Genomic DNA, 14,062 nt, shown 5'->3' on the forward strand with positions numbered 1-14,062 from the left:
GGTACTCGGAAAACGCCGGGATAATCCGTGTACGTGGCGGGGCGCGGTGGCAGATCATGGCCGTATGAGTGCCGATCACGTCCAGCCGTCCGCCACCGAGGAGTCCCTTCCGCTCCGTCTGACCATGGACGACAGCGATTCGCCCTCCGATGTCGTCGACGCGCTCTTCCTGGGGCGGTTCGCCAAGGGCGAGCAGCCGTACGCCCGCAGCCGGTCCGTCGACCGGGTGAAGTCCGGGCTGACGCTGCTGCCGCCGGGCACCCGGATCCTGCGCTCGGCGAAGGACGAGGACCGCAGCGCCACGCTCGCCGAGGGCGACGGGTTCACCCTGCTGATCTCCCGCTGGAACCGCGGCGCGGACGTCACGGTCACCGCCGTCACCGACGAACTCGCCGAAAAGGTGCTGGCGCAGGCCACGGACGGCGCGCAGGACGAACCCGAGCCGCAGCCGGAGAACGTGCCGATGGGCTTCTGGTACTTCTCGCCGCGCCGCGGACCGCACCGCACGACCCGGCAGATCTCGGCCGGGACCTGGGAGGAGATCCGCCCCAACTACACCGCGCCGGTGGCCGATGCGATGGACCGGCTGATGAAGGTGGCACCCGAGGAGATCGCCGGCCGGCTGCTGTTGCTGCACGGCCCGCCCGGTACCGGCAAGACCTCCGCGCTGCGCACACTGGCCCGCTCCTGGCGCGACTGGTGCCAGGTGGACTGCGTACTCGACCCGGAGCGCCTGTTCAACGACGTCGGCTACCTCATGGACATCGCCATCGGCGAGGACGACAGCACCGGCAAGTCCCGCTGGCGGCTGCTGCTCCTGGAGGACTGCGACGAACTGATCCGCGGCGAGGCCAAGCACGCCGCAGGCCAGGCCCTGTCGCGGCTGCTCAACCTGACCGACGGCCTGCTGGGCCAGGGCCGCAACGTCCTGGTCGGTGTGACCACCAACGAGGACCTGGAGCGGATGCACCCGGCGGTGGTCCGCCCCGGCCGCTGCCTGGCCCGTATCGAGGTCGGCCCGCTGAACCGCACCGAAGCGGTCAACTGGCTCGGCACGGACCAGGGCATCGGCCGCGACGGCGCCTCACTGGCCGAACTGTACGCACTCCGCCGCGGCACACGGCCGGCATCGGTACCGGCACAGGATGCGGGGGCGGATGCGGGGCTGTATCTCTGAGCCGTATCGCTTGTTCCCCTCGGCCAAGCGCCAGTCGCTGCGTCAATACCCGGCAGGCGTCTCCCAGACCTCGAAGCCGCTCAGGCCCTCCGGCTCCTCCTCCCGTACCGACACCGAAGACACGGTCGCCATGGGGGGACCCTCGTGCGCCCAGTCCACCAGTTTCTGCACGCTCGCGGGATCGCCCTCGAAGAGGGCCTCGACCGTGCCGTCCGGAAGGTTCCGTACCCAGCCGGCCACTTTGTGCTCGCCCGCCATGCGCCGGCAGGTGTCACGGAAGAACACACCGTGCACCTGTCCGGAGACCACCACCCGTCTGCGGATCATCCGTGCCTCACCTCGTTCGTTCGCCCAGGCGGTACGAGCGCAGATATATCCCCGCGCCGCGGTCAGCGGGCGGAGCCACGCCCGGGCGGTGTGCGGCTCACGGAGCGGCCCGTGGCCGAGACGGCGCGGGCGAAGCCGGTGGCGTCGAGAACGGCGGCTCCTTCCACATCGTTGTTGAAGTAGGTGTAGACGTCGGCGTGGTCCGGCCAGGTGTCGGCGATCCGCCGCGCCCAGGTGGTGAGTGCCTGTCCGCCGTAGCGGGGCCAGGGTTCCGCGCGGCCCTCGTGGAAGCGCAGATACCCCCAGTCGGCGGTCCGCCAGAGGGGCGTCACGGGCCGGGATCCGCGGTCCGCCCAGCACAGCGCGGCGCCCCGCCGCTCCAGCACCGTACGGACCTTGGCGGTCCACCAGGAGTCGTGGCGGGGCTCGACGGCCACTCGCGTGCCGGCGGGGAAGCAGCCGAGGCAGGCGTCCAGCAGCCCGGCGTCCGCGTGCAGTGTGGGCGGCAGCTGGAGCAGTACGGGCCCGAGCCGGGGGCCGAGGCCGGCGGCGTGCGACATCAGCCGGGCGACCGGCTCCTCCGGGTCGCGCAGCCGCTTGATGTGCGTCAGATAGCGGCTGGCCTTGACGGCCATCACGAACCCGTCGGGGGTCCGGTCCCGCCAGTCCGCGAAGGTCTTCTCCTCGGGCAGCCGGTAGAAGGCGGCGTTGTTCTCGACGGTGGCGAAGTGCAGCGCGTACTCCTCCAGCCACAGCCGCTGCGGCCGTCCCTGCGGGTAAAGGACGTCGCGCCAGTCCTTGTACTGCCAGCCGGAGGTTCCGACGAGGACGGTCATGTCCGGATCCCTGCCCGTTCGGGGGCCGGCCGTATCAGCGAATCGCCTGGTCGTGACGCCCTTGCGGGGTGCGGACGTTACGGCCAGTGTGGTGGGGATGTGGCCATTGGCCGTCGGCAGGTTCTCTGACACGTTTTCGGCAGGTTCTCTGACGTTTGGAGTGAGCGTGGCTTCCTTCGCACTGCCCCATGCCCTGCACGGCGGGGGATCGCACAAGGTCATCGCCGTGCACGGGTGGTTCGCCGACCGGTCCGCCTTCGACACGATCGTGCCGGATCTGGACCAGGACGCGTTCCAGTACGCCCTGGTCGATCTCCGTGGCTACGGCGAGGCGAAGGGTGCGGGCGGCGCGTACACCACGGGCGAGGGGGCGGCCGATGTGCTGGCGCTCGCCGACCGGCTGGGCTGGGACCGGTTCTCGGTGATCGGCCATTCGATGGGCGGCAGCGTCGTCCAGCGTGTGCTGGCCGCGGCGCCGCACCGGGTGCGCAGGCTGGTCGGCATCTCTCCGGTTCCCGCCTCCGGGCTGCCCCTGCCACCGCCGCAGTGGGAGCTGTTCTCCTCCGCGGCACACATCCCGGAGAACCGGCGGGCCATCATCGACCTCACCACCGGCGGGCAGCGTCCGGCCGCTTGGCTGGACCGGATGGTGCGGCGGTCACTGGAGCGCAGCGATCCGACGGCGTTCCGTGCCTGGCTGGACTCCTGGGCCGGGGACGGCTTCGCGGCCGAGGTCGAGGGCTCGGCGGTGCCGGCGCTGGCGGTGACCGGGGCGCTGGATCCCGCGCTGAACGCCGAGCTGACGCGTCAGACATGGATGCGGTGGTACGCCAACGGCGCGCTGGTCGAGCTGCCGTCGGCGGGGCACTACGCCATGGACGAGACACCGCTGGAGCTGATCCGGGCCGTGGAGGATTTTCTGCGTGCCGGCAGTGACAGCGATGGCGATGGCGATGGCGATGGCGGCAGTGACGGTGCCGGGGCGGACGCCGGATGACCGTGCACGCAGCCCGTGCCGCGGACCCGGACGTGCCGGACGTCTTCGACCCGCGCGGCTACGCGGACGGGCTTCCGCACGCGGCGTACCGGCTGCTGCGCGAGCGGCAGCCGGTGGCCTGGCAGGAGGAGCACGAGGTGCTCGGCTGGCCCGCCGGTCCCGGCTTCTGGGCGGTCACGCGGCACGAGGACGTCGTACGGGTCCTGAAGGACGCGCGCACCTTCTCCTCCCACCTGGGCGCCACCCAGATCCGGGATCCCGACCCTGCTGATCTGCCGTTCATCCGCCGCATGATGCTCAACCAGGATCCCCCGGACCACGGGCGGCTGCGCCGATCGGTCAGTCGTGCCTTCACCCCTGGCCGGGTCGACCGTTTCCGGGCCGCCGTACGCGAGCGGGCCCGTGGTCTGCTGGCGGCGGCGGTCGATGCGGCGCGCACACGGGACGGGGTGTGCGACATCGTCGCCGAGGTCACGGACGACTTCGCGCTGCTCAACCTCGCCGACCTGCTCGGGGTGCCGGCCGCTGAGCGCGGGCTGCTCCTGGACTGGACCCGGCGCGTCATCGGCTACCAGGACCCGGACGAAGCGGGCCCGCCCGCGTCCGGCCCGGACGGACGTCCCGCCGACCCGCGCTCCCCGTCGATGCTGGGCGACATGTTCGCCTTCGCGCGGGAGCTGGCCGCCTTCAAACGACGGCACCCGGGCGACGACGTCATGACCGTACTCGCCTCGGACGACGAACTGGCCACGCCCGAACTGGAGATGTTCTTCTTCCTGCTGACCATCGCGGGCAACGACACCGTACGCAGCGCGGCCCCCGGGGGCCTGCTGGCGCTGGCCCGGCACCCGGACGCATACCGCGCGCTGCGCACCGGAGAGGTGGGGGCGGCGACATGTACGGAGGAGCTGCTGCGCTGGCATCCGCCGGTGCTCAGTTTCCGCCGGACCGCGGCGTGCGACACCGAATTGGCCGGCCGTCCGATCCGTACCGGCGACAAAGTGGTGGTTTTCCACGGCTCGGCGAATTACGACGAGCGGGTCTTCGCCGTGCCGCATCGACTGGATCCGGGCCGTACCCCAAATCCCCATGTCTCTTTCGGCGACGGCCCGCACCTCTGCCTGGGCGCGCACTTCGCCCGGTTGCAGTTGCGGGTGCTGTACGAAGAGACCCGCACTCTGCTGCCCGCCCTGGCGGTCGCCGGTCCGCCGCGGCGGCTGGTGTCGAACTTCATCCACGGTCTGAAGTCGCTCCCGCTGCGGCTGGTGGCCGATCCGCCCCCGTAACCCCAGGTCAGCGCACCCGTCCGCCGTCCCGGTAATCGTTGGGACTGATTCCTCTGACCCGTTTGAAGGTGGTACTGAGGGAAAAGGCATCGGCGTAACCGACGGTGCGGGCGATACCGTCCAGTGTCTGGTCCGACTCCGTCAGGAGTTCGGCCGCGAGCGAGACGCGCCAATGCGCCAGATAGTTCATCGGGGGCTGCCCGACGAGTGCATGGAAGCGTCGGGCAAATCCTGACCGGGACAATCCGACGGTCTCGGCCAGCTTGCTGACGGTCCAGGGGCGGGCCGGGTCCTTGTGCAGCAGTTGCAGTGCGTGGCCGATTTCGGGGTCGGCGAGGGCCTTGTGCCAGCGGGGCACGTCGGTGTCCATCCGGGCGGACCAGGTGCGTAACGAGACCATGAACAGCAGGTCGAGCAGCCGGTCCAGCACCACGGGCTGGACGGGTTCGGGCCGGTCGACCTCCGCGGCGACGAGTTCGAGGACCGCGTCGGCGCCGCTCGCGCCGGACAGGATCAGGGCCGGAGGCAACGACTCCAGAAGCCAGGGCGAAACATCTCCGGCGAATTGGTAAGCGCCTCGGATGATGGCCGTTTCGCCGTCGTGCTGCTGCCCGTAGGTGTGTCCCGCGGAGACGCGCCAGCGGTCTCCCGCCCTGTCGGGAGGTTCGCCGGCCAGCGCGCACCGGTCCGGGCCGTAGACGACGATGCGCACGGGGGTGGCGGGGTCATCGGCCAGGGTGTGCGGTTCCGGGCCCCGGACCACCGCGATGTCCCCGGCGTGCATCTTCCGCGGCGGATCGCCGTCCCGGAGCAGCCAGGCGCTGCCCCGTACGACCGCTTGGATGGACACCGGTGCCGCATCCGCGTAACAGACGGACCACGGTGGTTGAACGATCGACCGTGCGACGGCGGCACCACGCGCCCTGGAATGCCGGAGTAAGTCCGCGAGCACATCCACGAGGGTCACCGTAGACGAACAGACATGCCTCGTGGACTCTCAGCCATGCCTTCACCGCACACTGTCCGGTTGGCTCTCGTCCATGACTCAAACCGTGACCGTCCTCGGGGGGACTGGCAAGACCGGGCGACGCGTGGTCAGCAAGCTCCGTGCCGCCGGACACCAGGCCCGGCCCGTATCGCGATCCACCGAGGCGCCTTTCGACTGGCAGGACGACTCCACCTGGCACAGCGCCCTGACGGGTGCCAAGGCCCTGTATCTGGTGCCTCCGGCGCTTCCGAGCCAGCAGGTGGCACTGGTGCCCGGCTTTGTGCGGCGCGCCGTGGAACAGGGGGTGCAGCGGCTGGTACTGCTCTCCGCGCGGGGCATCGACCGCGCCGACCATCCGGACGCTCTCACCTGTGAACGCGCGGTGCGCGACTCCGGAGCGGAGTGGACCGTGGTGCGTCCGGCGTGGTTCGCGCAGAATTTCAGCGAGGAGTTCTTCCAGCCGCAGGTGGTGAACGGCGTGATCGCGGCGCCGGCCGGCGACGGGAAGGTCCCGTTCGTGGACGCGGAGGACATCGCCGACGTCGCCGTCGCCGCCCTTACCGACGGCCGGCACGCCGGGCAGATCTACGAGCTCAGCGGGCCGGAGGCACTGTCGTTCGGGGATGCCGCCACGCTGATCGGTGAGGCGCTGAACCGTCCGGTGCGCTTCCTCGACATCCCGCAGGAGGACTTCGTTCGCGGCGCCACCTCCGCCGGGCTGCCGGCCGAGCACGCGGGGCTGCTCGCCGGCCTGTTCGAGGTGATCCGGAACGGCTGGGACGCACAGCTCAGCGAGGGGGTGCAGCAGGCTCTCGGGCGGCAGCCCGCCGACTTCAAGACCTACGTCAACCGTTCGGCCGCCGAGGGCAAGTGGGGGGAGCCGAAGTAATTCCGGCGCGGCAAGGCCGGGGGGAGCCTTCAGAGCACACTTTCTTGACCTGGGGGGGTTGAGATGCCGCTGTCTGCGCGGATCGTCGATGTGGTCAGCTTCATGCCCGACCGAGTGGTCTCCAATGCCGAGCACTCGGACGGTGCGGACGAATGGGCGGAGCACGCCTTCTTCCGAGGCGTTGCGGAGCGCCGATTCGCCTCGCCCGAGCACACATCGGCGGATCTCGGCGTGCTCGCCGTACAAAAACTGCTCGACCGGACCGGTCTGCGTGCCGGCGAGCTCGATCTCATCATCTACAGCTGCCAGTTCAACGACACCTATTGGCCTGGCATCGGGTCGGCTGTCCAGGGCAGGATCGGCGCGGACGACGCGACGATCCTGCAGATCGACACGAGTTGCTGTTCATGGCTGTCGGGGCTGCGCACGGCACAGGCCTTCATCGAATCCGGCCGGCACCGAAACATCGTGGTGCTCACGGTGACCAATTTCGTTTCCCGGCTGCCGGAATTCCAGCGTTCGACGCGCTCGCGGGTACTCGGTGACGGCGCCACGGCGACCCTGCTGACGCCTGGCGCCCCGTCCATACTGTCTGCCCATGAGCGCTCACACGGCTCGAACTACGGGCTGTTGCGCTTCGAACCCGACTTCGTGGACGGCACGTTCAAGAACTACTGGGAGCGGGGCTGCGGGCCCATCACCGTCAACTTCACCCGGGAACGGCTGGAGTCGCTGCGCGAGAACGCGCTGACGCTGGTTCCCGAGGCCGTCGCCCAGGCATTGAAAAAGGCCGGCGTCACCGCCGAGGATGTGTCGCTGCTCATCACCCACCAGCCGAACGACGAGTATCTCGCGGAATGGCGCAGGCGGTGCGGGATCGATGTGCCGCGCGCCCACGACACCCTCGGCAAGTACGGCAATCTCTTCCATGGGTCGATCCCGGTGACCCTCGCGGACGCCTTGGACGAAGGACTGGTGCGGCAAGGCGATCTGCTCGCCTTCGGCACGTTCTCCAACGGGGGCGACCTGGTGAGTGCGATGACGGTGCGGTGGAACGGCCGACGCGGATAGTCAACGGCCACCCTTCTGTGCACACCCGAACTGACGGGAGAGCGATCTCATGACATCCCACGACGATCCGACGGAGGGCTCGGACCTCCCCGCGCTGGATCTGGTGCGCTGCGAGAACACCAGCAGCAGCGACATCGAGAAACTGATGCGCGACATGACGAAGGAGACCTACACACACGAGGAAATATTCGGCGGGTACTGCTCGCTCGCCGAATACATCGAGGTGCCGTACGACGTCGTCTTTGAATACTGCGCGGACGTGCACTCGCTGGAGGAGTGGACCTTCAGCATCCGCGATCTCTCCTACGTCGGCGGCGGAATGTACCGCGGGCGGGAAGCGATCCAGCCGAACACCGAGATATTCGTGCGCGCGGATCCGCTCAAGGGCCCCGAGCACGGCGTCATCAACTACCCGTGCGCCTGGGACCAGGGCCACGAACTGTGGATGCGCTACTACTTCACCGTCATCGACGCCACCCGCACCCTGAACCGGCCCGGGACGGTCGTGCTGTGGACCAACTGCAAGCACCCGTACTACGACCGCTCCGTCACGGACGTCCCTGACTACATCCGGGCGGGCCGCGCCAGGACCGACCGCTACTGGGTGGGTGACATCTGGCCGAACTTCGACGCGATCCACAAGATCGAGACAAAGAACCTCAAGACCATCCTTGAGAGCCGCTTCGGCTCCGGGGCACGGACCACGCCCAAAAGCTGAGCGAGCAAACTGACGCACACGTTCGCCGTCGGAATGCGGCGGACAAACGGGGGATTACAGATGCGCGTTTCCGATGCGCTCGTCACACTCTTACGCGACTGGAACACGCGCTACGTGTTCGGGGTCAGCGGAGCGAACATTGAGCACCTGCACGACGCCATCCACCGGCTCGGGCAGGGAAAACTTCAATCGGTGATGGCCCGCCGCGAAGACGGTGCGGCCTTCATGGCCGACGCCCGGGCGAGGGTGCACCGCACGCTGGGGGTCTGCTGCTCGACCTCGGGCGGGGGCATGATGAACCTCGCCGTCGGCCTCGCCGAGTCCTACGCCGAATCCGTGCCCGTACTCGCCCTGATCGGCCAGCCGCCCACCGTCTTGGAAGGCCGCGGCGCGTTCCAGGACGCCTCGGGCATCGGCCGGACGGTGGACGCGGAAGCGATGCTGGGCGCCCTCACCAAGAAAGTCATCAAGCTGGGCGCGCCGGACACGTTCTGGCGCGATGTGCTGGACGCCGCCCGTACGGCGCTCAGCGGGCGGCCCGGTCCCGTGGCGCTCCTGGTGCCCCGCGACGTGTTCGAGGTGGAGGTCGGGGACCGCCCCGACGACTACCCCGAGACCTTGGCGGACGTGGCGGAGCGCCCGGTGTTCGACCACCACGCGACGCGCCTGCTCTTCGACGAGATATCCCGGGCGAAGCGGCCGGTCTTCGTGCTGGGGCACGGTGTGCGCCGGAGCAGCAACCCGTCGGCGGTGGTCCGGTTCGCGCAGCTCACCGGTGTTCCCGTGGCGACCACCATGTCCGCGCGGGCCGAGTTCCCCAATGACGACCCGCGCTATCTCGGCGTGCTCGGCGTCGCCGGCCACACCTCCGTGGTGGACACCGTTCTCGACGCCGACCTGGTCGTCGCCATAGGCGCCGGGCTGAACATGATGACCCGCGGCCCCGTCGCGGAGTTGAACGGCGCCGCGGTGGCGGTGGTCAACCTCGACCCGGGGGAGGTCGTGCGGGCCGTCAACCCGCGGATCGTGGTCCAGGGCGACGCCGGTCTCACCTTCGAGCACCTGTTGCGGCTTTGGGAGGTGGAACCCTTCCAGGTGCCGCCGCCGGCCGCGTACGAGCTCCGCAGGTTCCTGCCCAGGCTCGCACCCTCGGTACCGTCCCGCCCGTCGGGGCACGGCTTCACGGGGGACGACCTGCGGCAGAGCGAGGCCCTCGCCCTCCTGGAGTCGCACCTTCCCCGGAACGGGCATGTGGTGCTCGACGCCGGCAACTGCGCGTCGGCGGCGATCCATCTGTCCGACGTGCCGGCCGGCGGAACATCGACCATCGCGCTCGGTATGGGAGGCATGGGCTACAGCTTGGCTGCCGCCGTCGGTGCCCAGCTGGGCTCGCCGCCCGGAACCCGTACCACCGTGCTGTGCGGTGACGGCGCCTTCCTGATGAACGGGCTCGAACTGCACACGGCCGTCGACCTGCGCCTCCCGGTGCTCTTCGTGATCTTCAACAACAACATGCACGGGATGTGTGTCACCCGGCAGCAGACGTTCTTCGACGCGCGGATCGAGTGTGTGCACTATGCGCCGGTGAACGTCGCCCAATTGGCCCGTGGCCTGGGTGCGGCCGAGAGTCTGTGGGTCGCAAGCGCGGGCACGGCCGACGAGTTGCGCACTCACCTCGCCGACTACCACGAGCGCCACCCGGACCTCCCCGGAGTGCTTGAACTGCGCATTCCGGCCGAGGAGATGCCGCCGTTCACCACGCTCCTTCCTCCGGACGAGCCGACCGTGCCCGTGCCCGTGCCGAGGGCATCCGAGGCCCTCACCTGCGCCGCCCTTTCTTCGTAGGGCACGCCCCGCTCCGCAGGGCACAGCACCTCTCCGCAGGACACGGCACCTCTTGGGGCACCCACCCCACCCCACACCCACACGACAACCACGACCGGCACCCTCCCCTGCGCGGGTGCCGGTCAGGGAGGTACCCATGCAACAGGATTCGAGTGGCCTCGGTTGCCCGATCACCGTGGAACCGAAGGACCGCCGATTCGACGATCTGGTCACCGGCGCCAACCAGCGGTGGACCAGCTCACCGGACTATGTCCAGCTCGTCTCGTCCACGCACCAGGTGATCGAAGCGGTCGAGGAGGCCCTCCGCAGCAAGGCACGGATCGCCGTTCGCAGCGGTGGGCACTGCTACGAAGGGCTGGTCGACGGCCGCGTCATCATCGACATATCGCCGATGAAGCAGGTGTATTACGACGCCCGCCGCAGGGCGTTCGCGGTCGAGGCCGGTGCCACGCTCGGCGATGTCTACAACGCGCTGTACAAGGGGTGGGGCGTGACACTGCCCGGCGGGTCGTGCCCGAGCGTCGGCATCGGCGGGCATGCGCTGGGCGGTGGATACGGTCTGCTGTCGCGGCAGCACGGACTCGTGATCGACCACCTCTACGCCATCGAGGTGGTCGTCGTCGACGCCCACCGGCGGGTGCGTACCGTCATCGCCACCCGTGAGGCCAACGATCCCCACCGGGACCTGTTCTGGGCACACACCGGGGGCGGGGGCGGAAACTTCGGGTGCGTGGTCCGCTACTGGTTCCGGTCGCCGGGCGCGACCGGTCACGACCCGGCAGACCTCCTGCCGCAGCCCCCAAGCAGGGTGCTGGTCAGCACCGTCACCTGGTCGTGGTCGGACCTGCCCGCGGCGGCGTTCAGCAGGCTCGTACGGAACTTCGGCACCTGGCACGAGGCGAACAGCGCCGTCGACACGGACAACGCGGATCTGTTCAGCCAGCTGGAGCCGGCTCCGCTGGCGGCCGGCACGGTCACCATGCACACCCAGGTCGACGCGACATCGCCGGATGCCACCGCGCGCCTGGACCAGTTCGTCAAAGCCGTCGGCGCGGGTGTCGACGTCGCCCACCGCGAGGAGCGGCAGGAACTGGGCTGGCTGCACTCCACCCAGTGGAACGGGTTCAACGGTCCGGAGACCCCGACGCTGCGGTTCAAGGCCAAGGTGGCGCAGCTGCGCAAGAGCTGGACCGAGGACCAGATCTCGGCCATGTACCACCACCTGACGCAGGTCAACTACCAAAACCCCGGCGCCCGGCTCATGTTCATCTCCTTCGGCGGCCGGATCAACGCCGTTGCGCCGAACGCCACGGCATATCCGCACCGCGACTCGATCATGCTGGCGCACCTGGTCAGCATGTGGACCGAGGCAAGCCAGGACGAACAGCATCTCTCGTGGGTTCGAGGCTTCTACCACGACCTGTTCGCCGCGACCGGTGGTGTGCCGGCGATCAACGACCGGACCGACGGCAGCTACATCAACTACCCGGACCTCGACCTCATCGACAACCCCGCGAAGGTTCCGTGGCACGAGCTGTATTTCAAGGACAACTACCCCAGGCTCCAGCGGGTCAGGGCGCGCTGGAACCCGCTCGGCATCTTCGGCCACGAACTCTCCATCGCCCTCCCGGACTGACGCCCCCGAGGCCTCGGTCCGGCAACGGGCGTCATCGACGGGGGATCAGACATGACGTTCCACATCAGGCCCGCGCTCACCCAACTGTCCCGGTACGGCGCCGGAGGCGTGGCGGTGCTCCGCCGCACACCGGAGAGCACCACGGGCCCGCTCATCCAACTCGCCCAGAACGAAGGCAGCTACGGTCCGCTCCCCTCGGCGCAACAGGCCGTCGAGGCGGCCATAGCGGCGGGGAACCGCTACCCCGAAGGGAACTACGCGACGCTCCGCAGAGCCCTGGCCGCCCATCACGCCATCCCTGAAGAGCGCATATTCGTCGCGGGCGGCACCACCGCCGTCATGCACCATCTGTCCCTGTGTCTCCTGGAACCCGGTGACGAGGTGGTGTTCGGACGCCCGAGCTTCCTCGCCTATCACCTCGAAACGCTCAAGAGGGGAGCCACTCCCGTAGGGGTGCCCCTCACCCCGGACGGCTCCTTCGACACCGAAGCGCTGCTGCGTGCGATCACACCCCGCACGAAGCTCGCCTACCTGGCCAACCCGAACAACCCCTCGGGAGGAATGCTCACCCGCGACGAGATCTCCACCTTCCTCGACGCGCTGCCCTCGCATGTCGTCCCTGTCCTGGACGAGGCGTACTTCGAGTACGTCGACCACCCGGATTACCCGGACGGCATTGCGGAGTACGCGGCACCGCACGCGCACCGCCTGGTGGTCCTGCGCACCTTCTCCAAGATCTACGGGCTCGCCGGCTTACGTGTCGGATACGCCGTCATGCCCCCCGGCCTCGTCCAAGCGGCCATGTCCGCTCAGGTTCCCTTCGAGGTCAACACGCTCGGACTGGTGGCCGCCAAGGCCTCACTCGCCGCACCCGCCCACGAGATCGCCCACCGACGCCACGAAACGATCACCCAACGCGGACTCCTCGCCGACGCCCTGACCGCCCTCGGCGTGCCCTCCCTGCCCTCGGTCGGCAACTTCCTCCAGGCACGCGTGGGCAACGCCGACGTCATCGCGGCCGAACTGGAACTCCAAGGAATCCTCGTACGCTCACTGGCCACCTGGGGCGCACCCGACAGCATCCGCATCACCGTGGGCACCCGCGAGGAGATCGACCGTTTCGTGACGGCCCTGGCGCATACGTCCATAGGGTCAGGGGGCGGCTGACCAAGGCGCCCGGCGCGACCTGGCTGCGGTATCCGCCGGTACCGCAGCCGAGGGAGTGCAAAACCCCCTCACTCGCTGAGCAGCCGTAGGAAGACCGACGAGAACAACAGCGCCAACAGGCAGGCGGACAGGGCGAAATACACCAGGGCCAGCGGAATCATGGCACCGTACGGCGTGAACTGGTTCAGCTCCGGACTGATCAGCGCCAGGGCGGAGTACTGGGCGAGCCGCCCGATATCGCTTCCGTCCTTGCCCAGGTCGTCGCTCCTTTGGACCACTGTCCGCCGGGAGGCACCGGTGTCCGCCCCGGCGGGGGCCTGGACGGCGATACCGGGGCCCTGGTAGATGACACCGCTCCCGGTCGAGGAGCCGGTGATCAACCATGCCATCAGCAGGAAGGCGGCGAAGAGCGTGGCGATATTGCGCACGATCCGTAGTGGCCGGACGCCGTATCCGCTGAGCCACTCGGTCGCGTAGGAGAAGACGGTGCGGACGACGGTACGGGCGATCTGGTCGCGGTACTGGCCACCGGTCAGAGGGCTGTATTTGTAGAACGAGCGCGTGAGGTAGTACCGCTCGTAGAACTGACAGTGCAGCGCCGCCTGGCCATTGTGGTTCTCCCGGTACAGCCGCTTGAGCCGGTTGTAGATCTGAGAGCGCTGCAGGGCGGCTTCCTGCGCGTCGAGGTCGTCGAAGGTGAAGCTGAACCGGCCGACTTGGTAGCTGCGCCGGCACAGCTCGGAGGTGTCGGGTATCACCTGGCCGAAGGGGATCTCCCGCACGTTCTGGGGGTCGTCCGCCGAGAAGGAGACCGAGCGGCGGCGCGACTCCAGCTCGAATCCGAGCAGACTGGCATAGGTGACGTTGGCCGAATCGTTGAGAAGCCAGCCGTAGGTGTACGCACCGCGAAAGTCGGCGCGGGTGAGGTTCGCCCCGTCCAGTTCCACTGCGTACAGCACGGACCGCAGGAACTTGCACCGGTAGAGGTCGGCGCCCGAGAAGTTCGCCATGCTCAGGTCGCTGTCCGAGAAATCGCAGTCCTTGCAGACAGCTCCCGAGAAGTCCGCGCCGACCAGACACCGGTTGGAGAAATCCACTCCGATGAATGTCTGACCCGCGAACGAG

13 protein-coding genes are annotated in these 14,062 nt (G+C 68.9%); 9 read left to right on the plus strand and 4 right to left on the minus strand.

Annotation, left to right across the window (positions count from 1 at the left end; translation table 11 throughout):
- The first annotated feature begins 64 nt into the window (after nt 1–64).
- Entirely contained in the window at nt 65–1,177 is a 1,113-nt protein-coding gene (locus KI385_RS10930) for a DUF5925 domain-containing protein (protein ID WP_238571996.1), read from the plus strand.
- Between the two features lie 42 nt (nt 1,178–1,219).
- Here the strand turns inward: KI385_RS10930 and KI385_RS10935 are convergent, their stop codons facing one another.
- Complete coding sequence (locus KI385_RS10935; RefSeq protein WP_238571997.1) at nt 1,220–1,504, minus strand: acylphosphatase; 285 nt, start codon at nt 1,502–1,504, stop codon at nt 1,220–1,222.
- A 62-nt stretch (nt 1,505–1,566) separates the two neighbouring features.
- Nucleotides 1,567–2,340, minus strand: coding sequence for a DUF72 domain-containing protein (locus KI385_RS10940; protein ID WP_238571998.1), 774 nt, complete (start codon nt 2,338–2,340; stop codon nt 1,567–1,569).
- A 166-nt stretch (nt 2,341–2,506) separates the two neighbouring features.
- Between KI385_RS10940 and KI385_RS10945 the strand changes: the two genes are divergently transcribed.
- Together KI385_RS10945 and KI385_RS10950 are read left to right on the plus strand one after the other, a co-directional pair.
- Entirely contained in the window at nt 2,507–3,337 is an 831-nt protein-coding gene (locus tag KI385_RS10945; protein ID WP_238571999.1) for an alpha/beta fold hydrolase, read from the plus strand.
- Nucleotides 3,334–4,623, plus strand: coding sequence for a cytochrome P450 (locus tag KI385_RS10950; RefSeq protein ID WP_238572000.1), 1,290 nt, complete (start codon nt 3,334–3,336; stop codon nt 4,621–4,623). The genes KI385_RS10945 and KI385_RS10950 overlap by 4 nt, the downstream gene beginning before the upstream one ends.
- A gap of 7 nt (nt 4,624–4,630) precedes the next feature.
- Here the strand turns inward: KI385_RS10950 and KI385_RS10955 are convergent, their stop codons facing one another.
- Entirely contained in the window at nt 4,631–5,590 is a 960-nt protein-coding gene (locus tag KI385_RS10955; RefSeq protein WP_342593446.1) for an AraC family transcriptional regulator, read from the minus strand.
- Between the two features lie 73 nt (nt 5,591–5,663).
- Between KI385_RS10955 and KI385_RS10960 the strand changes: the two genes are divergently transcribed.
- The 6 genes from KI385_RS10960 (at nt 5,664) to KI385_RS10985 (ending at nt 12,937) form a co-directional block, all read left to right on the plus strand.
- Nucleotides 5,664–6,500 (plus strand): NmrA family NAD(P)-binding protein, encoded by an 837-nt coding sequence (locus KI385_RS10960; RefSeq protein ID WP_238572001.1) that lies wholly within the window; start codon nt 5,664–5,666, stop codon nt 6,498–6,500.
- 63 nt (nt 6,501–6,563) lie between these two features.
- Nucleotides 6,564–7,571, plus strand: a complete 1,008-nt coding sequence (locus KI385_RS10965) for a 3-oxoacyl-ACP synthase III family protein (protein WP_238572002.1) — start codon at nt 6,564–6,566, stop codon at nt 7,569–7,571.
- 49 nt (nt 7,572–7,620) lie between these two features.
- Nucleotides 7,621–8,289: a hypothetical protein gene (locus KI385_RS10970; RefSeq protein WP_238572003.1), complete on the plus strand. Its 669-nt coding sequence runs from the start codon at nt 7,621–7,623 to the stop codon at nt 8,287–8,289.
- 60 nt (nt 8,290–8,349) lie between these two features.
- Nucleotides 8,350–10,134: a thiamine pyrophosphate-binding protein gene (locus KI385_RS10975; RefSeq protein WP_238572004.1), complete on the plus strand. Its 1,785-nt coding sequence runs from the start codon at nt 8,350–8,352 to the stop codon at nt 10,132–10,134.
- 136 nt (nt 10,135–10,270) lie between these two features.
- Nucleotides 10,271–11,770: an FAD-binding oxidoreductase gene (locus tag KI385_RS10980; protein ID WP_238572005.1), complete on the plus strand. Its 1,500-nt coding sequence runs from the start codon at nt 10,271–10,273 to the stop codon at nt 11,768–11,770.
- Nucleotides 11,771–11,821: 51 nt separating this feature from the next.
- Nucleotides 11,822–12,937: a pyridoxal phosphate-dependent aminotransferase gene (locus KI385_RS10985; RefSeq protein ID WP_238572006.1), complete on the plus strand. Its 1,116-nt coding sequence runs from the start codon at nt 11,822–11,824 to the stop codon at nt 12,935–12,937.
- Nucleotides 12,938–13,005: 68 nt separating this feature from the next.
- Here the strand turns inward: KI385_RS10985 and KI385_RS10990 are convergent, their stop codons facing one another.
- Nucleotides 13,006–14,034, minus strand: a complete 1,029-nt coding sequence (locus KI385_RS10990) for a pentapeptide repeat-containing protein (RefSeq protein ID WP_238572007.1) — start codon at nt 14,032–14,034, stop codon at nt 13,006–13,008.
- Nucleotides 14,035–14,062: the final 28 nt, after the last annotated feature.

This window comes from Streptomyces inhibens (assembly GCF_022221585.1).
Classification (GTDB): Bacteria; Actinomycetota; Actinomycetes; order Streptomycetales; family Streptomycetaceae; genus Streptomyces; species Streptomyces inhibens.